This is a genomic window from Xanthobacter oligotrophicus (genome assembly GCF_008364685.1).
Taxonomy (GTDB): Bacteria; Pseudomonadota; Alphaproteobacteria; order Rhizobiales; family Xanthobacteraceae; genus Xanthobacter; species Xanthobacter oligotrophicus.
Genome location: NZ_VTTL01000006.1, coordinates 68,743 through 92,819, shown reverse-complemented (window position 1 = coordinate 92,819; position 24,077 = coordinate 68,743). Strand labels below are relative to the sequence as shown.

Annotated in this window: 24 protein-coding genes; 18 read left to right on the top strand and 6 right to left on the bottom strand. The window is 68.0% G+C overall.

What is annotated here, in order from left to right; all coding sequences use genetic code 11:
* Positions 1-46: 46 nt before the first annotated feature.
* Genes coaBC through cysK form a run of 4 tightly spaced genes read left to right on the top strand, consistent with a single transcriptional unit; the run spans position 47 to position 3,239 of the window.
* A complete protein-coding gene (gene coaBC / locus FZ033_RS11305; protein WP_149576251.1) occupies positions 47-1,264 on the top strand; it encodes a bifunctional phosphopantothenoylcysteine decarboxylase/phosphopantothenate--cysteine ligase CoaBC in 1,218 nt (405 codons plus the stop codon).
* Positions 1,261-1,752 carry a dUTP diphosphatase gene (gene dut, locus FZ033_RS11300; RefSeq protein WP_149576250.1) on the top strand — a complete coding sequence of 164 codons (492 nt, stop codon included), beginning with the start codon at positions 1,261-1,263 and terminating at the stop codon, positions 1,750-1,752. Before coaBC ends, dut begins: the two co-directional genes overlap by 4 nt.
* Positions 1,753-1,762: 10 nt before the next feature.
* Complete coding sequence (locus FZ033_RS11295) at positions 1,763-2,203, top strand: RrF2 family transcriptional regulator (protein ID WP_011995755.1); 441 nt, start codon at positions 1,763-1,765, stop codon at positions 2,201-2,203.
* A gap of 49 nt (positions 2,204-2,252) precedes the next feature.
* A complete protein-coding gene (gene cysK, locus FZ033_RS11290) occupies positions 2,253-3,239 on the top strand; it encodes a cysteine synthase A (protein WP_149576249.1) in 987 nt (328 codons plus the stop codon).
* A gap of 72 nt (positions 3,240-3,311) precedes the next feature.
* Here the strand turns inward: cysK and FZ033_RS11285 are convergent, their stop codons facing one another.
* Positions 3,312-3,566, bottom strand: coding sequence for a hypothetical protein (locus tag FZ033_RS11285; protein ID WP_149576248.1), 255 nt, complete (start codon positions 3,564-3,566; stop codon positions 3,312-3,314).
* A gap of 225 nt (positions 3,567-3,791) precedes the next feature.
* On the opposite strand from FZ033_RS11285, the gene FZ033_RS11280 reads away from it, so the two are divergent.
* Positions 3,792-4,184 (top strand): helix-turn-helix domain-containing protein, encoded by a 393-nt coding sequence (locus FZ033_RS11280; RefSeq protein WP_232847442.1) that lies wholly within the window; start codon positions 3,792-3,794, stop codon positions 4,182-4,184.
* Positions 4,185-4,186: 2 nt separating this feature from the next.
* Entirely contained in the window at positions 4,187-4,759 is a 573-nt protein-coding gene (locus FZ033_RS11275; protein ID WP_149576247.1) for a DUF6456 domain-containing protein, read from the top strand.
* 6 nt (positions 4,760-4,765) lie between these two features.
* Here the strand turns inward: FZ033_RS11275 and FZ033_RS11270 are convergent, their stop codons facing one another.
* A complete protein-coding gene (locus FZ033_RS11270) occupies positions 4,766-6,190 on the bottom strand; it encodes a pyridoxal phosphate-dependent decarboxylase family protein (RefSeq protein WP_149576246.1) in 1,425 nt (474 codons plus the stop codon).
* 240 nt (positions 6,191-6,430) lie between these two features.
* Here FZ033_RS11270 and ilvD point away from each other — a divergent pair, with 240 nt between their 5' ends.
* Positions 6,431-8,284 carry a dihydroxy-acid dehydratase gene (ilvD, locus tag FZ033_RS11265; RefSeq protein ID WP_149576245.1) on the top strand — a complete coding sequence of 618 codons (1,854 nt, stop codon included), beginning with the start codon at positions 6,431-6,433 and terminating at the stop codon, positions 8,282-8,284.
* An 80-nt stretch (positions 8,285-8,364) separates the two neighbouring features.
* Here ilvD and FZ033_RS11260 read toward each other — a convergent pair whose 3' ends face one another.
* Complete coding sequence (locus tag FZ033_RS11260; protein ID WP_188079437.1) at positions 8,365-8,850, bottom strand: CVNH domain-containing protein; 486 nt, start codon at positions 8,848-8,850, stop codon at positions 8,365-8,367.
* A 156-nt stretch (positions 8,851-9,006) separates the two neighbouring features.
* Between FZ033_RS11260 and FZ033_RS11255 the strand changes: the two genes are divergently transcribed.
* The 5 genes from FZ033_RS11255 (at position 9,007) to rpoN (ending at position 14,261) form a co-directional block, all read left to right on the top strand.
* A complete protein-coding gene (locus tag FZ033_RS11255; RefSeq protein WP_149576243.1) occupies positions 9,007-9,627 on the top strand; it encodes a ribonuclease D in 621 nt (206 codons plus the stop codon).
* A gap of 235 nt (positions 9,628-9,862) precedes the next feature.
* Entirely contained in the window at positions 9,863-10,771 is a 909-nt protein-coding gene (locus FZ033_RS11250; RefSeq protein WP_149576242.1) for a hypothetical protein, read from the top strand.
* A complete protein-coding gene (locus tag FZ033_RS11245; RefSeq protein ID WP_149576241.1) occupies positions 10,768-11,460 on the top strand; it encodes an LptA/OstA family protein in 693 nt (230 codons plus the stop codon). Before FZ033_RS11250 ends, FZ033_RS11245 begins: the two co-directional genes overlap by 4 nt.
* Positions 11,461-11,704: 244 nt before the next feature.
* Positions 11,705-12,637, top strand: coding sequence for an LPS export ABC transporter ATP-binding protein (gene lptB, locus FZ033_RS11240; protein WP_408068480.1), 933 nt, complete (start codon positions 11,705-11,707; stop codon positions 12,635-12,637).
* A 61-nt stretch (positions 12,638-12,698) separates the two neighbouring features.
* Positions 12,699-14,261, top strand: a complete 1,563-nt coding sequence (rpoN, locus tag FZ033_RS11235; RefSeq protein ID WP_149576240.1) for an RNA polymerase factor sigma-54 — start codon at positions 12,699-12,701, stop codon at positions 14,259-14,261.
* Between the two features lie 37 nt (positions 14,262-14,298).
* Here rpoN and FZ033_RS11230 read toward each other — a convergent pair whose 3' ends face one another.
* Positions 14,299-14,898 (bottom strand): glycoside hydrolase family 75 protein, encoded by a 600-nt coding sequence (locus FZ033_RS11230; protein ID WP_149576239.1) that lies wholly within the window; start codon positions 14,896-14,898, stop codon positions 14,299-14,301.
* A 250-nt stretch (positions 14,899-15,148) separates the two neighbouring features.
* Positions 15,149-15,577 (bottom strand): organic hydroperoxide resistance protein, encoded by a 429-nt coding sequence (locus FZ033_RS11225; RefSeq protein ID WP_149576238.1) that lies wholly within the window; start codon positions 15,575-15,577, stop codon positions 15,149-15,151.
* Positions 15,578-15,728: 151 nt separating this feature from the next.
* On the opposite strand from FZ033_RS11225, the gene FZ033_RS11220 reads away from it, so the two are divergent.
* A complete protein-coding gene (locus FZ033_RS11220) occupies positions 15,729-16,229 on the top strand; it encodes a MarR family winged helix-turn-helix transcriptional regulator (protein WP_149576237.1) in 501 nt (166 codons plus the stop codon).
* Positions 16,230-16,340: 111 nt separating this feature from the next.
* Positions 16,341-17,021 carry an alpha/beta hydrolase gene (locus FZ033_RS11215; protein WP_149576236.1) on the top strand — a complete coding sequence of 227 codons (681 nt, stop codon included), beginning with the start codon at positions 16,341-16,343 and terminating at the stop codon, positions 17,019-17,021.
* A gap of 110 nt (positions 17,022-17,131) precedes the next feature.
* Here the strand turns inward: FZ033_RS11215 and FZ033_RS11210 are convergent, their stop codons facing one another.
* Entirely contained in the window at positions 17,132-18,058 is a 927-nt protein-coding gene (locus FZ033_RS11210; protein ID WP_232847441.1) for a 2OG-Fe(II) oxygenase, read from the bottom strand.
* A 194-nt stretch (positions 18,059-18,252) separates the two neighbouring features.
* Here FZ033_RS11210 and FZ033_RS11205 point away from each other — a divergent pair, with 194 nt between their 5' ends.
* The 4 genes from FZ033_RS11205 to FZ033_RS11190 all read left to right on the top strand — a co-directional run bounded on the left by FZ033_RS11205 (position 18,253) and on the right by FZ033_RS11190 (position 24,075).
* Entirely contained in the window at positions 18,253-21,753 is a 3,501-nt protein-coding gene (locus FZ033_RS11205) for a PAS domain-containing hybrid sensor histidine kinase/response regulator (RefSeq protein WP_149576235.1), read from the top strand.
* Positions 21,754-21,977: 224 nt separating this feature from the next.
* Positions 21,978-22,190, top strand: a complete 213-nt coding sequence (locus FZ033_RS11200) for a hypothetical protein (RefSeq protein WP_149576234.1) — start codon at positions 21,978-21,980, stop codon at positions 22,188-22,190.
* Between the two features lie 81 nt (positions 22,191-22,271).
* Positions 22,272-23,219, top strand: coding sequence for a 2-hydroxyacid dehydrogenase (locus tag FZ033_RS11195; RefSeq protein WP_149576233.1), 948 nt, complete (start codon positions 22,272-22,274; stop codon positions 23,217-23,219).
* A gap of 157 nt (positions 23,220-23,376) precedes the next feature.
* A complete protein-coding gene (locus FZ033_RS11190; protein ID WP_149576232.1) occupies positions 23,377-24,075 on the top strand; it encodes an orotate phosphoribosyltransferase in 699 nt (232 codons plus the stop codon).
* The last annotated feature ends 2 nt before the right edge of the window (positions 24,076-24,077 follow it).

Here is a 24,077-nt window from a genome sequence, read left to right as displayed (position 1 = left end):
GGCGCCCGGCGCCACCGCCTGACCGCAGGCCGAGCGGGAGCCACCGATGCTTAACGATAAACGCATCCTCCTCCTGATCGGCGGCGGGATCGCCGCCTACAAGTGCCTGGAGCTGGTCCGCCGCCTTAAGGATCGCGGCGCACGGGTGCGGGCGGTCATGACGCGGGCGGCCGGCCAGTTCGTCACGCCTTTGTCCGTGGGCGCCATCACCGGCGAGCGCGTCTTCACCGACCTGTTCGACCTCACCGCCGAGCACGACATCGGCCACATCCGCCTGTCGCGGGAGGCGGATCTCGTGGTGGTCGCGCCCGCAACGGCGGACTTGCTGGCCAAGATGGCCCACGGCATCGCCGACGATCTCGCCACCACCGCGCTGCTCGCCACCGACAAGCCGGTGCTGGTCGCCCCCGCCATGAACCCGCGCATGTGGGCGCACCCCGCCACCCGGCGCAACGTGGCGCAGTTGCGCGCCGACGGCATCGCCATGGTGGGCCCCAACGCGGGCGCCATGGCCGAGCGCGACGAATTCGGGGAAGGCCGCATGGCCGAGCCCATGGAGATCCTCGGCGCCATCGAGGCCCATTTCGGGATTGCGGAGGCGCCCCTGCTCAAGGGGCGGCGCATCCTCGTCACCTCCGGGCCGACTCACGAGCCCATCGACCCGGTGCGCTACATCGCCAACCGCTCCTCGGGCAAGCAGGGCCACGCCATCGCCTCGGCGGCCCGGGCGGCGGGCGCCGAGGTGGTCCTGGTGTCCGGCCCCGCCGAGGTCGCCGATCCCAAGGGGGTCAAGGTGATCCATGTTGAGACGGCGCAGCAGATGCTGGCCGCCGTGGAGGAGAGCCTGCCGGTGGATGCCGCCGTGTTCGCCGCCGCCGTGGCCGACTGGCGCGTGGCCGACGCGTCCGACCAGAAGATCAAGAAGACCGGCGGCGGCGCCCCGGCCCTGACCCTGGTGGAGAATCCCGACATCCTCGCCACCATTGCGCGCCACGGCACCCTGCGGCCGCGCCTGGTGGTGGGGTTCGCGGCCGAGACCCAGGAGGTGGTGGCCCATGCCCGCGACAAGCGCCTGCGCAAGGGCTGCGACTGGATCGTCGCCAACGACGTCTCGCCGGAGACCGGCATCATGGGAGGGGATGTGAACACCGTGCATCTTGTGACCGCCAGCGGGGTGGAGGACTGGCCCTCCGCCTCCAAGGCCGAAGTCGCCCGCCACCTGGTGGCGCGGATGGCCGCAGAACTTGCGGGAGAGGCCCGATGAGCCGCGTGCAGACACCCCGCCCTGCCGTGCGCATCCAGCGCCTGCCCCATGGCGAAGGCCTGCCCCTGCCCGCCTATGCCACCGAAGGCGCGGCCGGCCTCGATCTCTCCAGCGCCCTGCCGGAGGAGACCCCCCTCATCCTCCTGCCCGGGGCGTTCGCCGCGGTTCCCACCGGCTTCGCCATCGCTTTGCCGGAGGGCTTCGAGGCCCAGGTGCGTCCCCGCTCGGGCCTTGCCCGCAAGCACGGCGTGAGCGTGCTGAATACGCCCGGCACCATCGACTGGGATTATCGCGGCGAGCTGATGGTCCTGCTCATCAATCACGGGCCCGAGCCGTTCATCGTGACGCGGGGCATGCGCATCGCCCAGATGGTGGTTGCCCCGGTCACCCAAATAATGCTGGAAGAATCCGGAGATTTGAGTGAAACTGCACGCGGCTCCGGTGGTTTTGGTTCAACCGGCTTCGGAGCTACGTTTTTGAAGAAGTAGCTACAGACTGATGCCGCGTTTATCCGACAAAAGCCTCCTCGCCATTGCAGCCGTCGTGGATGTGGCCGTGCACGCGCGCGGCGCTCCGGTAGCGGCCAAGGCCCTCGCAGCCCGGCACGGCCTTCCGCCCCGCCGGCTTGAACCCGTGCTCCAGGCGCTGGTACATGCCGGCGTGCTGAAGGGGGTGCGTGGCCCCCGCGGCGGCTACGAGCTGGCGCGTGAACGCCGGCGCGTCTCCGTCGCCGAGATCGTCCGGGTCGTCGAGGGGGCGGAGGAGGAGAAGGAAATCATCCTGCCCCCGCTGGTGACCGAGGTGGTCCAGCCCGCTGTTGCCGCGGCCGAGGATACGTTCGACACTGCGCTCGACGCGGTGACGCTCGAGGACCTCTGCCGCAGTGCCGATGGCAAGGGCCACGGTTCGGAGCACGAGAGGATCGATTTCGCCATTTGAGAGGTACGCTCCCCGCGTGCCGGCGACCAATTTTCCAAGGAGATCGCCCATGGCAGGACCTGCCGCCAAGATCGTGCCCGCCGCCCAGCCTCGCCTGGGGCGCGGCCGCGTCTATGATTCCATCACCGAGACCATCGGCAACACGCCGCTGGTGCGGCTGAAGCGCCTCGCCGAACTGCGCGGGGCCAAGGCCGAGATTCTGGCCAAGCTCGAATTCTTCAATCCCATCGCCAGCGTCAAGGACCGCATCGGCGTCGCCATGATCGAGGCGATGGAGGCGGCGGGCGTGCTGGACCAGGACACCGTGCTGGTGGAGCCCACCTCCGGCAACACCGGCATCGCGCTGGCCTTCGTGGCAGCGGCCCGCGGCTACCGCCTGATCCTGGTGATGCCCGAGAGCATGTCGGTGGAACGCCGCAAGATGCTCGCCATTCTCGGCGCCGAGCTGGTGCTGACCCCGGCGAACCTGGGCATGAAGGGCGCCGTCGCCCGCGCCGAGCAGCTCATCGCCGAACTGCCCAAGGCGGTGATGCCCCAGCAGTTCAAGAACAAGGCCAACCCGGACATCCACCGCCGCACCACGGCGGAGGAAATCTGGAACGACACCGACGGCAAGGTGGACGCGGTGGTGTCCGGCGTCGGCACCGGCGGCACCATCACCGGCATCGGCCAGGTGCTGAAGCCGCGCAAGGCCTCGCTCAAGATGATCGCGGTGGAGCCCGAGGATTCCCCGGTGCTGTCCGGCGGCTCCCCCGGTCCCCACAAGATCCAGGGCATCGGCGCCGGCTTCGTGCCCGAGGTGCTCGACCGCTCCATCATCGACGAGGTGGTGACGGTGGGCAACCAGACCGCATTCGACACCGCCCGGGCGCTGGCCCGCTACGAGGGCATCCCCGGCGGCATCTCCTCCGGCGCGGCCGTGGCGGCGGCGCTGGAGATCGCGGTGCGCGACGACATGGCGGGCAAGTCCATCGTGGTGATCGTGCCGTCCTTCGCGGAACGCTACCTCTCGACAGCCCTGTTCGAAGGCCTCTGACAGAGAGCTACGGCTCTTTCGCCCGAGGATACCCTCAAGTTCCTGCGCCCCGGCCCTGCCGGGGCGCAGCTGTCATAAGGCCTGGCCCTCGCGGAGGCGACTCGCCCGGGTCCGAGCCAGCCGGACCAGCGCGGCATGGCGCGCCGGATCGTAGCCGATGCCGCCCCTGAACGCCGCCTTGCGCGCCAGGCGCAACGCCCGCGCCAGGGCCGCCGGCGCGCCATAGGCGACGGCGAGCCCCACCATATGACGCCGGACCTGCGCTTCCGGATCCTCGCATGTGAAGGCGTAAACCCGCTCCGACCGCACCCCGGCTGCTGCCCGCATGATCCATTCTCCCCTGTGGAGCGGAATGGTCGCCCGGCGGGGAGGTAGGGGGATAAATTCCTAGAATCGAAACGTCCGACGCACACCAAATTTTGCATACAACCGATTGATACGACAGGTTTTAATTCCGATTTACCACAAACATAAGTTGCAAGATCTCTCCACGCCCCCTTGAAACGCAAGAAGATCGTTGTAGGAATTTTTTCCCCGCAACGAGAGGGTGTAATGTCTTACCAGCCGGTCGAGCCCCGCGCCGCCTCCGCACAGCCCCCTGCCCGCCCGCCGGTCGCCGCGACCGGCGCCTTGTCCGAAACGGCCGTGCCCTATCCGTGCCGGCTGGCGACGGCCATCGTCGCCGCCATGGCGGGGCTGAACGTGGATGCATTGCTGGACCTGCGCCGGTCCACCGCGCCAGTGTCGATGGCGCGGCAGATCGCCATGTACCTCGCCCATGTGGGCCTCGGCCTGTCGCAGGCGGGCGTGGCGCAGGCGTTCCGGCGCGACCGCTCCACCGTCGCCTATGCCTGCCGGCGCATCGAGGACCTGAGGGACGATCCCGCCTTCGACCACCGCGTGGCCCAGATGGAGGCCTGCCTGCGCTGGGCCACGGAACGCTGATCATGGCGCCCCGCAAAACACCCTCCGGTAAAGCAAACTCCGGCAAGGCCCCGACCCGCCGCCCCGCCCCGGCCGGCGCCCACGGCCCGCAGATGAACCTTGCCGAAAGCCCGCTGGCCTGGCTCGCCCGGCGCACCGGCAAGGACGGCCGCGCCCTCGTGGATGCGACCCAGCTGGCCGCCGGCGAGCGGCTGCGGGCGGATTTCACCCGCGCCCAGCTCACCCCGCGCATCACCAGCCGCTGGAGCGAGGTCTCCGGCGCCGGCACGCCGGAGGCCTTCACCGACATGGTGCTGGCCGCCAAGCTGCGCGTCAGCCGGGCCATGACGGCGGTGGGGCCGGAGCTGTCCGGCGTGCTGCTGGATGTGTGCTGCTTCCTGAAGGGGCTGGAGGCGGTGGAGCGCGAGCGGCTGTGGCCGGCGCGCACCGCCAAGGTGGTGCTGGGCCTCGCCCTTGACCGGCTCGCCGGCCACTACGGCCTCAGCGGATCGACCCAGGGCCGCGCCCGCTCCCCGGTGCGCGGCTGGCGCGCCCCGCCCGAGCCGCCAGCGCAGGAACCACCAGCGCAAGCGTAAGCCCCCTCAGGACAGGGCGCGGGCGGTGTCGCGGATGATGTGGAAGGCGGCGTCCACGTCCGCCTCGGTGGCCTCCATGGACCCCGCCTGGAAGCGGATGGTGAGGCGGCCGTCCACCCGGGTCGGGGTGAGGTAGAGCTGCCCGCCGTCATTGATGGCCTGGAGCAGGGCCAGCATGTGGGCGTCGCCATCGCGGCCGTCGCCGGGATCGTGGCGGAAGGCGAACAGGGACAGCACCGGCGTCGAGGCCAGGGAGAAGCCGGGCTCGGCGGCAATGCGCGCGGCGAGCGCCTGCGACCAGCCCACATGGTTGCGGATCATCTGCCTGAGACCCTCAAGGCCATGGGCGCGCAGCACGAACCACAGCTTCAGCGCGCGGAAACGGCGGCCGAGCTGGATGGTCCATTCGCTGAAATTGACGATGCCGCCGTCGATGCCCTCATGGGCGTGGGTCTTCAGATATTCCGGCTGAATCGCCAGCGTCGCCAGATGGTCGTCGGCGCTCTTGAGGAAATGGGCGGAGCAGTCGAACTGTACGCCGAGCCATTTGTGCGGGTTCAGCACGATGGAGTCGGCCTGTTCCACCCCCGCCCACAGGGACCGGAACTCGGGGCACACCATAGCTGAGCCCGCCCAGGCCGCGTCCACATGGACGAACAGGCCGTGGCGGTGCGCCACGCCCACAACTGCCGCCACGTCATCCATGGCGCCGGTGCTGGTACCACCTACGCAGGCGACGACGCCGGCCGGCACGAATCCAGCCGCCTTGTCGGCTTGAATGGCCGCCTCCAGCGCCTGCGGCACCATGCTCCTGAGCGGGCCTTGGGTCGGGATCCGCACCAGATTGTCGTCGCCGATGCCGCAGAACCACGCCGCCCGGTCGATGGAGGTGTGCACCTCGCTGGAAGTGTAGACCCGCAGCTGCGGGCGGCCCGAAAGCCCGGTGCGGTTGCCGGTGAAGCCCAGCGCCCGCTCGCGCATGGTGAGGAAGGCGCACAGGGTGGCGGAGGAGGCGGAATCCTGGATCACGCCGGAAAAGCCCTCCGGCAGGCCCACCGCCTGGCGCAGCCAGTCGAGGGCGACGATCTCCAGCTCGGTGGCGGCGGGAGAGGTCTGCCACAGCAGGCACTGGGCGCCCATGGCGGAGGACAGGAACTCGCCGATCACGCTGGCCGGGCTGGCATTGGCCGGGAAGTAGGCGAAGAAGCGCGGATGCTGCCAGTGGGTCATGCCCGGCACCAGGATGCGCTCGAAATCCGCGAAGATGTCGGCCATGGGCTCGGCTTCTTCCGGAGCGGAAGCCGGCAGCTGGGCCGCGATCTCCCCTGGCCTGGTGCCGGCGCGCACCGGCCTGTCGCGGAGGCCGGCGCGATAGTCCGCCGCCCAGTCCGCCGCCGCGTGCGCCCAGTGGCGGAACGCCTCCCCGTCCATGTGGTGTCCTTGTCTTTTGATGTTTGGCCGGGACATAGCCGACTTCAGCCGTGCTGGAAAACCGGCGCCACGCCGCAGGACGGTGCCCGTCCTCGTGATCACGGGCGCCCCCGCAGGCGTGATAGAGTGTCGCATCAAAGGCCTTTCATGCAGGCCCACATGGTTCTAAGACGGCCGGCAGCTTTGCGCGCCGGGCTAAGAGCCATCGCGCACCACAACACATAAGAGGCAAGAGAGGACATGCCCCAGTACCGCTCCCGCACCTCCACCCACGGTCGCAACATGGCCGGCGCCCGCGGCCTGTGGCGCGCCACCGGCATGAAGGACGGGGATTTCGGCAAGCCGATCATCGCCGTGGTGAACTCCTTCACCCAGTTCGTGCCGGGCCACGTGCACCTCAAGGACCTCGGCCAGCTGGTGGCCCGCGAGATCGAGAAGGCCGGCGGCGTCGCCAAGGAATTCAACACCATCGCGGTGGATGACGGCATCGCCATGGGCCATGACGGCATGCTCTATTCCCTGCCGTCCCGCGAGATCATCGCCGACAGCGTGGAATATATGGTCAACGCGCACTGCGCCGACGCCATGGTGTGCATCTCCAACTGCGACAAGATCACCCCCGGCATGCTGATGGCCGCCATGCGCCTCAACATCCCGGCGGTGTTCGTCTCCGGCGGGCCCATGGAGGCCGGCAAGGTGCTGCTCTCCACCGGCGAGAAGAAGGTGGACCTCATCGACGCCATGATCGCGGCGGCCGACGACAAGGTCACCGACGCCGACGTGCAGGTGATGGAGCGCTCCGCCTGCCCCACCTGCGGCTCGTGCTCGGGCATGTTCACCGCCAATTCCATGAACTGCCTCACCGAGGCGCTGGGCCTGGCGCTGCCGGGCAACGGCTCGACGCTGGCCACCCACGCCGACCGCGAGCGGCTGTTCGTGGAGGCCGGCCACCTCATCGTCGACCTCGCCCGCCGCTATTACGAGCAGGACGACACCAGCGTGCTGCCGCGCTCGGTGGCCTCGTTCAAGGCGTTCGAGAACGCCATGACGCTGGACATCTCCATGGGCGGCTCCACCAACACGGTGCTGCACCTGCTCGCCGCCGCCAACGAGGGCGAGGTGCCCTTCACCATGGCCGACATCGACCGGCTGTCGCGCAAGGTGCCGGTGCTGTGCAAGGTGGCGCCGGCGGTCGCCAACATCCACATGGAGGACGTGCACCGCGCCGGCGGCATCATGGCCATCCTCGGCGAGCTGGACCGCGGCGGCCTCATCCATACCGAGCTGCCCACGGTCCACGCCGCCACCATGGCCGACGCGCTGGATCGCTGGGACGTGAAGCGCACCAAGAGCGAGAGCGTCGCCACCTTCTTCCGCGCCGCGCCGGGCGGGGTGCCCACCCAGGTGGCCTTCAGCCAGTCCCGCCGCTGGGACGACCTCGACCTCGACCGCGAGACCGGCGTCATCCGCGACGTGGCCCACGCCTATTCCAAGGACGGCGGCCTCGCGGTGCTCTACGGCAACATCGCGCTGGACGGCTGCATCGTGAAGACGGCGGGGGTGGACGCCTCCAACCTCACCTTCACCGGCAAGGCCCGCATCTTCGAGAGCCAGGACGCGGCGGTGGAGGCCATCCTCTCCACCGGGCGCATTGTCGCCGGCGACGTGGTGCTGATCCGCTACGAGGGGCCGCGCGGCGGGCCGGGCATGCAGGAGATGCTCTATCCCACGTCCTACCTGAAGTCGAAGGGCCTCGGCAAAGCCTGCGCCCTGGTCACCGACGGGCGCTTCTCGGGCGGCTCCTCGGGCCTGTCCATCGGCCATGTCTCGCCGGAAGCGGCGGAGGGCGGGGCCATCGGGTTGGTGGAGGAAGGCGACACCATCGAGATCGACATCCCGAACCGCATCATCCGCGTGGCGGTGTCGGACGAGGTGCTGGCCGAGCGGCGCGCCGTGATGGAGGCTAAGGGCGACAAGGCGTGGCTGCCGGAAAACCGCAAGCGCGTGGTTTCCCAGGCGCTGCAGGCCTATGCCGCGCTCACCACCTCCGCCGCCCGCGGCGCGGTGCGCGACGTGAGCCGCCTGCGGCGCTGATCAAGACGGGACCTGCCAAAAGGAAAGGGGCGCCGCGGCGCCCCTTTTTGTTTGGTGCAGGTGGTTCGGCCGTGTGCCAATCAACGCGTACACGTCAGCTGCCCGTTGAAGTTAGCGATGTCCCGCGCGCCCCAGCAGTAACGCATGTTCACCGAGGAGTTCACGAACAGGTTGCCGCCCAAGCGGCACTGTGCCCGCAGGACGTTGTCCGGACCCACGAAGGCATTGCGGCAGGTGCGCTGGTAGGAACCGGGAGGCGCCGGCATGGGACCGGGGGCCGGCGGCGGCGGCATGGGGCGGCCACGGGCGCACCACAGCTGGCCGTCCTGGTTGGAAATGTCACCCCGGCAGCTCGGGAAGTCGTTGAGCCGGGTCTGCACCCAGTTGCCCCGACGGGTGGCGCAGAAGGCGGTGAGGTCACGCCCACGGCGCACCTGCACGTTGTTGCAGCTGTTGAGGTAGCTGCCCCCCGGCACCGGCTGGGCCACGGCCTCGCCGGCCGAGACCAGCCAACCCAGCGCCAGCAGCAGGCCGAACAGGCCGGCGACGACGACATTTCGCTTCATGATTCCCCCCTGTGGAAAGGCGCGCCCTTCTATCATGGCGAATCAGGAGACGAACAGCCGTCGTGGCCCGTATGGGAACCGCCGCCGCGCGGCCATCGACAGGGACGCCGTGCTTCGTTAAAAGCCGTGGCGATCCAGAAAGATAAAGACGCACCGATGACCATCCGCCTGCATCGCGGCGACCTGCCCGCGGACTTCGTCGCCGCGCCCGTGGTGGCGATCGACACCGAGACCATGGGGCTCAACCCCTTCCGCGACCGGCTGTGCCTGGTCCAGCTCTCCAACGGCGACGGCAGCGCCGATCTGGTGCAGATCCCGCAGGGCGCCGACGCCACCACCGCGCCGAACCTCACGCGCCTGCTGGCCGATCCCGCCATCACCAAGCTGTTCCATTTCGGCCGGTTCGACATCGCGGTGCTCCAGCACACCTTCCATGTGATGCCGCAGCCGGTGTGGTGCACCAAGATCGCCTCGCGGCTGGTGCGCACCTACACCGACCGCCACGGGCTCAAGGACCTGCTGCGCGAGACCATCAACGTGGATATCTCCAAACAGCAGCAAAGTTCGGACTGGGGCGCCAAGGATCTCTCCGACGCCCAGCTCGCCTATGCCGCTTCCGACGTGCTCCACCTGCATGCGGTGAAGGCGAAGCTGGAGGAGATGCTGGCGCGGGAGAACCGCACCGGGCTCGCCGCCGCCTGCTTCGCCTTCCTGCCGGCGCGGGCGGCCCTCGACCTCTCGGGCTGGGCGGACGAGGACATCTTCGCCCACTCCTGAGCCGGCAACCTTTATGAAAATCGAGCCCTGGCAAGGCCTTCCGGCCGGGCCTTGCACCGGCGCGCCATTTCGGACAATTTGGCCCTGTGCGTGGGGCGACGCGCCGGCCGGCCCTGTGGCTTGAGGCCAGTGAGAGCCCATGCCGATCAGCTCGCATCGTGACCTGGTCGGCGAACGGTCTCTCTGCCAACCATGACAGGCGCACGCGGGATTGGCCCGCCGCCGGAACAGGGCCATGAACCGACACGTGTCGCCAGACGATCTCGACCGGCAAGGGACCGTGCCAGCGGCCGCGCCCGAAGACACGCGCCTTGATGCGCGCCTGGAAGCGTCTCCCACCTTCCGGGACTACACGGACGAGGAAGCTGCCCTCGACCAGCGCGCGAGCCCGGATTTCTCGAGCGCCCGGCGTCACAGCAAGCGGGTGCGCTGGATCAAGCGCCTGCTGCCGCTCTCGATCGTCGTCGCGGTGGTGGCCATCGGCGCGGTTTCCATCCTGTCGCGGCTGAAGCTCTCCATCGAGCTGCCGTTCGAGATCGGGCACCTCACCCTCTCGGGCTCGCGCCTCACCATGGAATTGCCCAAGCTCTCCGGCTTCACCGACGACAATCGCGGCTACCGCGTCACCGCACGCACCGCCACCCAGGACCTGACCCACCCGGACCTCATCGACCTCACCGACATCGAGGCGCGGCTGGAGATGACCGACAAGGGCTGGGCCAAGGTGACTGCCAAGGTGGGCAGCTTCGACACCAAGAAGCAGTTCATCACCCTCGGCGACGGCGTGGACCTTGCCATGAACGGCGGCTACGGCGGCCGCCTGCACGACGCCGAGGTGGACGTGAAGGCCGGCACCATCGCCACCGAGAAGCCGGTGGTGTTCACCTATCTGGACGGCAAGCTGGTGGCCGACCGCCTGCACGTGGGCGATCGCGGCACGCGCGCCCTGTTCGAGGGCAATGTGCAGCTGGATTTCCGCATGTCCAACCTGCCGGGCCAGAAATCGGGCGAGGCAGCCCAGCCGGCAGGCTCGCCTGTCGGGACTTCTGCCAAGCCCCATGGCGACGCGGTGGGATCGGTGCCCGCCACGCCCGCCGCCCAGCCCACTCCCCTTCCCCCGCGACGCCCGGTGTCCAACCCATGATCCGCCAGTCCCAGGACCGAACCGGCCTCGCCTTCCGCGCCCGGCGCCTCGCCCAGGTTGCGGCCGCGGCGATGCTCGTCGCGGCGCCCGGCGCCGCCCTTCTGGGTGTCTCTACGTCAAGCACCGCTGCCGCGCAGACTTCCAACGTGCCCAACGCGCTGCAGGGCTTTGCCAAGAACCGCGACCAGCCGGTGCGCATCAACGCGGATTCCCTCGAGGTACGCGACAAGGACAAGGTCGCCGTGTTCTCCGGCAACGTGCTGGTGACCCAGGGCGACACCACGCTGCGCTCCAAGGACCTCATGGTCTATTACGAGGGCTCCGTGGCCCAGCAGGCCGGCGGCCAGCCCGCCGGCGAGCAGGCAACCGGCGTCGACCCGTCCCAGAAGGGCCAGATCCGCAAGCTGGAAGCGGTGGGCGGCGTGGTGGTGAAGACCAAGGAGCAGACCGCCACCGGCGACAGCGGCGTGTTCGAGATGAAGACCAACACGGTCACCCTCGTGGGCAAGCCGGTGGTCCTCACCCAGGGCCCCAACGTGATCCGTGGCCAGAAGCTGGTGGTGGACCTCGTCTCCGGCGTGTCCAAGTTCGAGGGCGGGCGGGTGGAAAGCCTTATCGTCCCCGGCAGCCTGAAGCAGGACACCCTGCCCAAGCCCGCCGACCAGGGCGGACAAGCCCCCCGCCGCTGACGAAAGCGAACGCGCGCAGCGGTTGAAATGCGCCCCTGGCGGTAGCCGGGGCTGTAGACGCAGTCGGCGCGATTCGCAAAATTTTGACCTGAAATCAATCCGTTACGCAAGATCCGCCCGAGCCGGGCGCCGCCGCGCGACGGGGCGCAACGCCATGCGGCCCACATTTTGCATGGAAACGTTGCATCCCCGGCAAGGACGTTCTAAACCTTCCAATCCGGGGGCCGGAGGTGCGGAGGTCGCGTTGAACGTCCTGTCCATGTTCGGCAAGTCTAAGGCCAGGTCCGGCGGCATCACCCGCCGGAGCGAAAGTGACACGCCGCGCGACACGCGCGAGTGGGACGAGGACGACCCGCGCAACGCCGCCGACTACGACGACGGCGGCTGGGACGATCCCCGCTACGCCGCCCTCGATGGCCGCGGTGACGGCCGCGACGCCCAGCCCTTCGATTCCACCAGCGCGCTGGCGGCCTTCGGCATCGCCAAGTCCTATGGCGGCCGGCAGGTGGTGCGCGACGTGAGCCTCAACGTCCGCCGCGGCGAGGCGGTGGGCCTGCTCGGCCCCAACGGCGCCGGCAAGACCACCTGCTTCTACATGGTGACCGGGCTGGTGAAGGCCGATCGCGGCCGCATCGAGCTGGACGGCCACGACATCACCCCCATGCCCATGTACCGCCGCGCCCGCCTCGGCGTCGGCTACCTGCCGCAGGAGGCCTCCATCTTCCGGGGCCTCTCGGTGGAGGACAACATCATGGGCGTGCTCGAGGTCACCGAGCCCAACCGCGCCCGCCGCCGGGAGGAGACCGAAGCCCTCCTCGAGGAATTCAAGATCACCCATGTGCGCAAGTCGCCCTCCATCGCGCTTTCGGGCGGCGAGCGGCGGCGGCTCGAGATCGCCCGCGCTCTGGCGAGCCAGCCCTCCTTCATGCTGCTGGACGAGCCCTTCGCCGGCATCGACCCCATCGCGGTGGGCGACATCCAGGCCCTGGTGCGCCACCTCACCTCCCGTGGCATCGGCGTGCTCATCACCGACCACAATGTGCGCGAGACGCTGGGCCTCATCGACCGCGCCTACATCATCCATTCCGGCTCGGTGCTGATGGAGGGCGATCCCGAATCCATCGTCTCCAGCCCCGAGGTGCGGCGGCTGTATCTCGGCGAGGAGTTCCGGCTATGAGCGCCGCCTCGCCCCGCACGCCGCTCGCCCGACCCGTGCCACGCCGGCGGAGGCTTCCGCCATGGTGTTGAGCCCCAAGCTGGAATTCCGCCAGAGCCAGTCTTTGGTGATGACGCCGCAGCTGATGCAGGCCATCAAGCTGCTGCAGCTCTCCAACATGGAGCTGGTGGCCTACGTGGAGGCGGAGCTGGAGCGCAATCCGCTCCTGGAGCGCATCACCGAGGGCGACGGCCCGGCCGACACCGCCGGCGGCGAGACCCCCTCCGAGACCGCCCAGCGGGACGAGGCCCCCGCTCCCGAGCCCGAGGCCGCAGTCTCCGGCGACTGGATGGAAGGCAACATGGAGCCCAGCCGGGCGGCCATGGAAACCCGCCTCGACACAGATCTCGGCAACGTCTTCCCGGACGACGCCCCCGCCGATCGCGGCGCCTCCGGCGGTGGCTCCACCGGCCAGAGCCCCTCCACCGGCGAGTGGGGCGGCGGCGAGCGCGGCGAGGACTACAATCCGGAAGCCTTCCTCACCGCCGAAATGACCCTGGCCGACCATCTGGAAGCCCAGCTTGCGGTGGCGGTGAGCGATCCGGCGCGGCGGCTCATCGGCGTCAACGTCATCGGCCTCATCGACGAGACCGGCTATTTCACCGGCGACCTCGACCAGCTGGCCGAACAGCTCGGCGTGGCGCGCGCCGATGTGGAGGCCATGCTAAAGCTCATCCAGACCTTCGAGCCGTCTGGGGTGGGCGCGCGCAACCTTGCCGAATGCCTCGCCATCCAGCTCCGGGAGCGGGACCGCTTCGACCCCGCCATGCAGGCGCTGGTGGCGAACCTAGAGCTTCTGGCGCGGCACGACCGCAATGCGCTCAAGCGCGTGTGCGCCGTGGACAACGAGGATCTCGCCGACATGATCGGCGAGATCCGCCGGCTTGATCCCAAGCCGGGCCTCGCCTTCGGCACCGGCGTGGTGCATCCGCTGGTGCCGGATGTCTATGTGCGCGCGGGCAAGGACGGCACCTGGCTGGTGGAGCTGAATTCCGAGACCCTGCCACGGGTGCTGGTGAACCAGACCTATCATGCCACCGTGGCCAAGGTGGCGCGCTCGGCCGAGGACAAGAGCTTCCTGGCCGAGTGCCTGCAGAGCGCCAGCTGGCTGACGCGTTCGCTGGACCAGCGGGCGCGCACCATCCTGAAGGTGGCGAGCGAGATCGTGCGCCAGCAGGACGCCTTCCTGCTGCACGGCGTGCGCTATCTGCGACCGCTGAACCTGCGCACGGTGGCGGACGCCATCGGCATGCACGAATCCACCGTGTCGCGAGTGACATCCAACAAATACATCTCCACCCCGCGCGGCGTGGTGGAGATGAAATTCTTCTTCTCCTCGGCCATTTCCGCCTCCGGCGGCGGCGAGGCCCATTCGGCCGAGGCGGTACGCCACCGCATCAAGCTGCTCATCGAGGCCGAGAGCGCGGACGACGTGCTCTCCGACGACACCCTGGTGCAGAAGCTCAAGGAAGAGGGCATCGACATCGCCCGGCGCACAGTGGCGAAGTATCGGGAGGGCATGAACATCCCCTCCTCGGTTCAGCGCCGCCGCGAGAAGATGGCCCTGCGCAGCGAGGCCAGCTGAGACGAAGACGCCGCTCCCGGCCCGCGCGTGGCAAATCTCACGCGCGCTGGAGCTCGTAGATCTCGCCGGCGATGATGGCGGCACTGCCGGGCCACATCTCGAACCGGACACCGGTGCCGATGCCGCCGGTACGCGGCGAACTCTTGATCCCGAGGGCCTTCGCCGCGGCGATGGACAATTCCCCGATGCGCCCGACCCCGCTGACGTCGGCCACCACCGCCACGATGCTCCTGTCCTTGTAGGAAATCAGCGCCCGGCACCCGATCACCACGCCCACGGCGTGCCGGCGCACCAGCGGATTGACCACCACATAGGGGACGGTCGCCGCATCCACGTAGCGCGTGGGGATGGGGCGGCCTTTCCAGGCATAGGTGGTCTTGGAATAGATGTTGCCGTCGGCGTCGGTGAGGGGATAGCCGTTGCCCCGGTCGACGAGGACATTGTCCCAGGCGCCCTTCGGATAGCCGGCGTTCTGAAGGGCGTCGAGCCCCTTGTCGTCCAGCCGATAGGCGAACTTCGCCCCGTTCTGCCCATTGGCCCCATCGGCATCGATGGCGCCGCCCGATTCCCAATGCACACGCCCGTCCTCGTCCTGAACCACAGGAAAGCCGTCGATCAAGGCCAGTTCAATCGGCATGTCAGCCCCCATAGAATCCATCACAGGTTGCACAACCTGATATGATGGGTATCTATGGTGGGCCTGCAACGCAATTTTGCAGTCGGACCCTGAAAAAAGAACGTCTGTTTGCGTTGTACCTTACGATTCCAAATGGAAAAGAGGGAGGCGATACACCTTTTTAAGATCAAAATAATCGCAATGGTTGAATATGGTTGTATCCGGCCCGCACAACTGGACGTCGCGCGGGCCGGCAGGGACCGGATGAGGCTCAGGCAAGGCTGAGCTTCACGTCGATATTGTTGCGGGTGGCGTTGGAATAGGGGCACACCTGATGCGCCTTGGCGATCAGATCTTCGCCCGCCGCGCGGTCCACGCCCGGCAGTGACACCTCAAGCGCGATCTCCAGGCCGAAGCCACCTTCGGAGCGCGGGCCGATGCCCACGGTGGAGGTGACGGTGGCGTCCGCCGGCACCTTCGCGCTGCCACCCTGGGAGGCCACGAACTTCATGGCGCCGAGGAAGCACGCCGCATAGCCGGTGGCAAACAGCTGTTCGGGATTGACCCCATCGCCGCCGGCGCCGCCCAGCTCCTTCGGGGTGGAGAGCTTCACATCCACCGCCCCGTCGAGGGTCGCGGAATGGCCGTCGCGGCCGCCGGTGGCGCGGGCGGAGGTGCTGTAGAGAACATTGACGGGCATGGGACTGTTCCTTCTCAGATGGCGTGGCGATATTTAGTCGACACGATTAATTCGTGTACGATATTTCTAGCCAGACCGATCCCGCATGTCAAGCGATTGCGATTATATCGCGTACGAATTATATTCCGCCCAGAGACCTAAGGTCGTTGCCATGCCCCACGACACCACCAAGCCAGCGTTAAGCCCGCCCCTGACCGACGTGCCCGCCCCGGCGCTGGTGCCCGTGGACGACCTGCTGTGCTTTTCCTTCTATGCGGCAAGCCACGCCTTCACCCGCGTGTACAAGCCACTGCTCGACGCCATCGGCCTGACCTATCCGCAATATCTGGTCATGGTGGCGCTGTGGGAGAAGGACGACCAGACGGTGGGCAGCATCGGCGGGAAGCTGGGACTGGAATCCAGCACCCTGACCCCGCTGCTGAAGCGGCTGGAGGCCCTCGGCCTCGTCACCCGCAGCCGCGATCCGGCGGACGAGCGGGTGGTGCGGGTGCGCCTGTCCGCCCAGGGCGAAGCGTTGCGGGCGCAGGCGCGGACCATCCCCGAATGCATCCTCAAAGCCACCGGGCTCGACCTTGGTGACGCGATACGGCTCCAGAGGGAGGTCACCGCCCTGCGCGATGCCCTGGAGAAGGCCGCCGCCGGCAAGCCCTGAACGGCCGCCATGCCGGGCCTCTCGTGACCGGGAGGCGGGCCACGAGAAGGGGCTTCATCCGGCCATTGATATACGGTATGCCAGAGAGAAGAAGCTCATCAGGGCCTGGCCATGCTGGATGCCAATCTCGTCGGACATATCGCCTTCACCCCCGCGCCGCCAGTGCTGCCGCCTCTGGCGCACGGCCGGCACGATCTGGGCATCGCCGCGGAGCGCGACGCGGTTCTCGTGGTGCCGGAGGGCTTGGCGGAAGGCGCGCCGGTTCCGCTGATGGTGCTGTTCCACGGCGGCGGCGGCAGCGCCAACAAGATCCTCCCCATGATGGAGGCTCACGCACAGCGCCATCGCTTCCTGCTGCTGGTGCCGCAATCGTCCTTCCCCACCTGGGACATCGTGATCGCCGGCAACGGGCCCGATCGTGAGCGGGTCGAGATGGCCCTCGCTGCGGTGGCCGCGCGGTTTGCGATCGATCCCGGCCGCGTCGCCTTCGCCGGCCATTCAGACGGCGGCAGCTATGCCCTGTCCCTCGGCCTCACCAACGGGCATTTCGTGACCCACGTCATCGCCTCGTCCGCCGGCTTCATGTCGGTGCACCGGCAGCAGGGCGCACCACGGGTCTTCATCTCCCACGGGGTCCACGACGAGCAGATCCCCATCGAGCGCAGCGCGCGGGTGCACACCGCCCTGCTCAAGGACGCCGGCTACGACGTGACCACCATGGAATACAACGGCCCCCACGCCTGGCAGCCGCCGGTGGTGGCGCTGGCGGTGGATTTCTTCCTGTCGCCGTAACACACGCCAATGGCGGCAGGAGCGGGTGCGATCGCACGCGCTCCTGCCGCCATTGGGCGGCGCCACGGGAGCAGAACCGCACGCCTGAGACTGCGGGCGCCGGCGCGCTCCTACTTGATATATTTGTGCTTGTTCTCGACCACGCCTTGCGGAAACAGCGCCCGCACGGCGGACCGCGCAGCAATGTCGGCCTGCAGCACGATGTCCCGCACCGGCTGCTCCGGACGACCACGGAACGAGGTGACGTGGAACTCCTGCTCCGGATGCATGGGGGTGGGGCCGAAGTAATAGTTCGACACGCAGCAGCGGCTCGCCGTGTTGGTGATTGGGCTCACCGAATGCCATGCCTGGTGATGGGTTTCCATCACCGCGAGGCGATTGAACTTCGAGTGGATCGTGATCTGCTTCTGCTTGGGGCCTTCCGGCCAGATCTCAAGATTTCCGCCCTTGTCCTCGGGCCAATCCGGCGACACATAGAAAAGCAGGTTGAGATTGCGCCAGAGCTGGCGATCCTTGTCGTGCGAATTGTCGAGATGCGGGTTGAGGAAGTGCCCCGGCGCCATCAGAGAGATGCCACCCGCATACAGGTTGTCGTCCGGAACCATATCGTGCTTTCCGACGACTTCACTTATGATCTCAACGATCTCCGGCTCCTGGAAGGCGTAGATCGATTCTTCGAGAAGCCTGTCATGCTCATTCATCTGCGCGGAGATAAACTTCAATTCCCGCAGGGATTTGTTGAGCCGCATATTCTCCCCGGACGGGAATTTCCCGTGGATCGCCAGAGCGACATCGACGGGAAGAACATCGTCCACCACAAAATTTCGGATCGGCAGACTGGATTCGTATTGTTTTTTAATGCCATCAAACTCGGCTCGCAAACGATCGGCGATAAACTTCGACAGCGTGACACGATCATGCATTGGATTCCCCCTGACAGGCCCAATACCCAGTTCACCGAGCGGCATTTTTGTAGTTACCACAATTTCATTCGAAATTAAATCGCAGATTGCAATTATTTCTGGACGCACCGTCATCAAAGCTCCTTCAAAACCTATTTTTGCAAATCACACAATACCTTGACACCACCAGCCCATCCCGGGCAGCGGCCATCGCGCCGGGCCGCCACCGGGAGAATCCCGCGCTGGACAACGCCGGCGCCGAGTGATGAGTTGGCTTCAACGAAAACAAGACAATGGCGGCCGCCTGATCGGGCCGCCGGACGGGAGACATGCTTCGGGCCTCGGTCGTCATCTTCGCAGCGCTGGCCTACATCGGCTTCCTGTTCGCCATCGCGAGCTATGGCGACCGGCTGCGGCCGAAGGCGGCGCGGCGCGCGCCGCGGCCCATGATCTATTCCCTGTCGCTGGCGGTCTATTGCACCTCATGGACCTTCTTCGGCTCGGTGGGGCTCGCCACCACCCAGGGCTTTGACTTCCTCACCATCTATCTCGGCCCCATCATCCTGATGACCGTGGGCGCCCCCGTCTTCATGCGGGTGGTGCGCCTCGCCAAGGCCAACAACATCACCTCCATCGCCGACTTCATCGCGGCGCGCTACGGCAAGAACCAGGGCATCGCGGCGCTGGTGGCGCTCGTCGCCATCGTCGGCGCCATTCCCTACATCTCGCTGCAACTCAAAGCGGTCTCGGCCTCCCTCGTCGCCATGCTCGGCCATTTCGCCGGGGAGCACGGCCGCGGCACGGTGGTGGGCGACCTCGCTTTGTTCGTGGCCTGCGCAATGGCCGCCTTCGCCATCCTGTTCGGCACCCGCCACACCGACGCCACCGAGCACCAGGACGGCCTGATGCTCGCCATCGCCACCGAATCCCTGGTGAAGCTCGCGGCCTTCCTCGCCGTGGGCATCGTCGTCACCTTCCTGATCTTCGACGGCCCCGTGGAGCTGTGGTACGCGGCGCGCGAGGCCGGCGTCACCGCGCCGTTCGAGCACGGCTTCCCGCTCGGCAACTGGCTGACCATGATGGTGCTCTCCGGCGGCGCCTTCATGCTGCTGCCGCGCCAGTTCCACGTGGCGGTGGTGGAGAACAAGGGCGAGGAGGAGATCCGCCGGGCACGCTGGCTGTTCCCGCTCTATCTGGTGCTCATCAACCTGTTCGTGGTGCCGCTCGCCCTCGCCGGCATGACCCTGTTCCCGCTGCAGATGGTGGACAGCGACGTCTACGTGCTGGCGGTGCCGCTCGCTGCCGGCTTCGACACCATCGCGCTGCTTGCGTTCGTAGGCGGGCTCTCGGCGGCGACCGCCATGGTGATCGTGGAATCGGTGGCCATCGCCATCATGGTCTCCAACGACCTGGTGATGCCCCTGCTGCTGCGCCACCGCGCCGCCAAGGCGGACGGTGGCCCCCCCGACGACATGACCAGCGTGCTGCTGATGGTGCGGCGGGTGGCCATCTTCGTCATCGTGCTGGCCGCCTATCTCTACCACCGCATCACCGGCGACGCGCAGCTGGCCCAGATCGGCCTTTTGTCCTTCGCCGCCATCGCCCAGGTGGGGCCGGCTTTTGCCGCCGGCATCCTGTGGCAGCGCGCGACCGCCACCGGCGCCATCGCCGCCATCCTCACCGGCAGCGCGCTGTGGGCCTATACGCTGCTGCTGCCCAGCCTCGCCGAGGCCGGCCTCATCTCCTCCACCGTGGTGCAGAACGGCCCGTTCGGGCTGTGGCTGCTGAAGCCCACCGCCCTGCTCGGCCTTTCCGCCACGCCCCTGGCCCATGGGGTGGCCTGGAGCCTCGGCATCAACACGCTGGTGCTGGTGGTGGTGTCGTTCCTCACCCAGCCGAGCCAGATCGAGCGGGTGCAGGCCCGCCTGTTCGCCGGCGGCGGCGACCGGGGGCAGATGCGCCCCGCCTTCCTGCGCTGGCGCTCGTCCGTGACGCTGGGCGAGGTAATGGCGACTGTGGAACGCTATCTGGGTGCCGAGCGGGCTCGCGCGGCCTTCGAGAATTACGCCCGCCAGCACGGCTTCATCCTCGATCCGCACCGGGAGGCGGACGCCGGCATGGTGCGCTATGCCGAGCACCTGCTGGCCTCGGCGGTGGGCGCAGCCTCCTCGCGCATCGTGCTGTCGCTGCTGCTGCGCAAGCGCACCGTCTCCACCAAGGCGGCCCTGAAGCTGCTCGACGACGCCTCCGCCGCCATCCAGTACAATCGCGAGCTGCTGCAGAGCGCCATCGACCATGTGCGCCAGGGCATCGCCGTGTTCGACCGCGACCTGCGCCTCGTGTGCTGGAACCGCCAGTTCGGCCAGATGCTGGACCTGCCCGCCGAATGCTATGCCGTGGGCGTGCCGCTCACCGACATCCTCGCCTCCGCTCCCGCCGACGACGAGGTGAAGGGTGTGGGCGCGCGCATCGCCCGCTATGCCCATCCCAGCCCCGACTTCTCCGAGCGCCTGCACCAGCGCGGCGCGGTGATCGAGGCCCGTTCCGACGCCATGCCCGACAGCGGCATCGCCGTCACCTTCACCGACATCACCGCTTCCGTGGAAGCCGCCCTGGCCCTGGAGCGGGCCAACGAAAACCTGGAACGCCGCGTGCGCGAGCGCACCGAGGAGCTGGAGCGCCTCAACCAGGCGCTGGAGAAGGCCAAGGGCGAGGCGGAGGAGGCCAACCTCTCCAAGACGCGCTTCCTCGCCGCCGCGAGCCACGACATCCTCCAGCCGCTCAATGCCGCCCGGCTCTACGTGACCGCCATGGTGGAGCGCGCCAAGGGGCAGGAGGAGGAGCGCCTCGCCGGCAACGTGGACGCCTCGCTGGAATCGGTGGAGGAGATCCTCTCCGCCTTGCTCGACATCTCCCGCCTCGACTCGGGCGTGATGCGGCCGGAGATCGCGCCGTTCCGCCTCGCCGACATCCTGAAGCCGCTGGAGATGGAATTCGCCCCGCTGGCGCGGGAGAAGAATCTCGAACTCACCTTCGTGCCGTGCTCCCTCGCCGTGCGCTCGGACCGGCGGCTGCTGCGGCGCCTGCTGCAGAACCTCATCTCCAACGCGGTGAAATATACCCCCCACGGGCGGGTACTGGTGGGCTGCCGCCGCCATGCGGGCCGGCTGCGGGTGGAGGTGCACGACACCGGGGTCGGCATCCCGCGCTCCAAGTACAAGGTGGTGTTCCAGGAGTTCCAGCGGCTCGACCAGGGCGCCAAGGTGGCGCGCGGGCTCGGCCTCGGCCTGTCCATCGTGGAGCGCATCGCAAGGGTGCTGGAGCACAAGGTGGACATCACCTCCCAGCCGTCCAAGGGCTCCACCTTCAGCGTCGACCTGCCGGTGGCCGTCTCCATGCCGGAGGAACCGCAGGCCGTCCCCGCGCCGGCCCGCCGCGGGGCCCAGCTGGACGGCCTCACCGTCCTCGCCATCGACAACGAGCCGGCCATCCTCGAGGGCATGGAACTGCTGCTGAAGGGTTGGGGCTGCGAGGTCATCACCGCGTCGAGCGCCGCCGGCGCCCTGGAAGCGGTGCGGCTGACACGCAAGACGCCGGACGTGGCCCTGGTGGACTATCATCTCGACGACGGGCACGGCATCGACGCGATCATGTCGCTGAGGTGGAAACTGGGGAAACTGCCGGCCGTTCTCATCACCGCCGACCGCACCAAGAAGGTGCGCGACGCGGCCCGCGCGGCGGACATGGAAATCCTCAACAAGCCGTTGAAGCCGGCGGCGCTGCGCGCCCTCCTCGCCCACTGGCGCCTCGCCCGGTCCGCCGCCGAATAGACCCCGTTTCGCACCCGTGCGCGGCCATTTTGCAACAGGCGCGAGCCATCCGGGTTAAGCCCTCGTTCATCCGCATGAACGCCCAATAAACGCCGCCTTCAGCCAGCGTTATGTGGCCGTGCCATAGAAGCACGCCCTCGGGGCATGGAAATGTTACTATTTTGTTAAAGTTTGTAACTGATCCATGCTGACTTGAACGCGCGATATACTTTTGGAGCGTGGCTATGACGATCACGATTAACGTCCCCGTCTTCCCGCTACGGAAAGAAATCGCCGCTCGCAAGCGGCGTCTCAGTCTTTCCCTCGGCCTGCCGCTGCGCGGGGCAAAGGGTGGCGCGAAAGGGGCTGGCACCGGCCCGGACCCGCGCTATACCGCCGACGGGCTGGAGTTCGACGTGAGCGGCATCGGCAAGCCCGGCCGACGCGGCGAGGGCTGAAGCGCAGGCAGGGGGGACCGCATCGGCCCCCGGCCTTGGTCACGCTGGTCCCGGACATGCCCCCGGGACAGAGGTCAGACGATGCAGATCCCGCTTCTGGTCACAATCGAAATTGATCCTGTCTCCTCATCCCGCCTCGAAGCCGCTGGTTTCGGGCTGCGCAGCGCCATCGACAAGGCCGAGCGAGCGCGGGTCATCAGCACCGCAGGAGACGACATCCGGGCGGTCCTGACCAACGGGTCCACCGGCCTCGACGCCGACGAGATCGCCGCGCTTGCGGCCCTCGAAATCATCTGCGCCCTCGGCGCCGGCTACGAGAAGATCGATCTGGAGGCCGCCCGGGCGCGGGGCATCGTCGTCACCCATGGTCCCGGCACCAACGATGCGACAGTGGCCGACCACGCGATGGCGCTGCTCATGGCCGTTGCGCGCGGCATCGTCGGCGCCGACCATGCGGTGAGGGGCGGTGATTGGCTCCGGTCGCGCCAGCCCCGCCCGATGATTTCGGGCAAGAAGCTGGGCATCCTGGGCCTTGGGACCGTCGGCGAGCAGATCGCGCGGCGCGGTGCCGGCGGGTTCGGCATGGATGTGGCCTATCACAACCGCACGCCCCGGGCCGGCGCGCCCTGGCTCTACCTTCCCTCCCCCCTGGCCCTGGCCCAATGGTCGGATTTCATGGTGGTCGCCACCCCCGGTGGGGCGGCCACGCGGCATCTCGTGGATGCGGACGTACTGGCCGCGCTCGGCCCGGCGGGCTTCCTCGTCAACATTGCCCGTGGCAGCGTGGTCGACACGGTGGCCCTGGTCGATGCCCTCGAACACGGGCGCATTGCCGGCGCTGCCCTCGACGTGGTCGAGGGCGAGCCAAACGTGCCGTCGGACCTCTCGCGGCAGCAGAACCTCGTGCTCACACCCCACATCGCCGGCCGCTCGCCGGAGGCCGTGAAAGCTACCGTTGATCTGGTCATCGACAATCTCAAGGCGCATTTCGGCGGCCGCCCGGCGCTGACGCCGGTGCCGGGCACCTGAGGCAGGCCGCCACACCCCAACGGCACATCAGCCCAGCCTGCGGCACATTCGACCTGCGCCTGCGGCTCATTTGCCTGCCTGCGGCGCCTGGGCTGTCGCATTGGGCCGCGGCTCTGATATATGCGCGTCACATAATCGAGGCACCGAGGCCCTTCCCATGGCGAACGTCACAGCTTTTCCGGACAAGGCCACCATCGCCGAGCAGACCGCGCGGATGCTGCTGGAGGTGGAGGCCGTGCGCTTTTCCTCCGGCGAGCCGTTCATCTTCACCTCCGGCTGGGCGAGCCCTGTCTATATCGACTGCCGGCGCCTCATCTCCTTCCCCCGCGTGCGCCAGACGCTGGTGGACTTCGGCATCTCCACCATCTTCCGCGAGATCGGCTACGAGCAGTTCGACACCGTGGCCGGCGGCGAGACGGCGGGCATCCCGTTCGCGGCGTGGGTGGCGGACCGGCTGATGCTGCCCATGCAGTATGTGCGCAAGAAGCCGAAGGGCTTCGGCCGCAACGCCCAGATCGAGGGGCACCTGGCCCCCGGCCAGCGGGTGCTGCTGGTGGAGGACCTCACCACCGACGGCAAGAGCAAGGTGACCTTCGTCAACGCCCTGCGTGAGGCCGGGGCCGAGTGCTCGCACTGCTTCGTGTTCTTCTATTACGACATCTTCGCCGAGGCCTCGGGTATCTTCGACCAGGCCGGGCTCAGCCTGCACCGCCTCGCCACCTGGTGGGACGTGCTGGCGGCGGTGAAGACCATGAACCGGTTCGAATCCAAGCAGATCGCCGAGATCGAATCCTTCCTCCACGATCCCCACTCCTGGTCGAAGGCCCACGGCGGCACCGCCGTCACCGGCGAGTGACC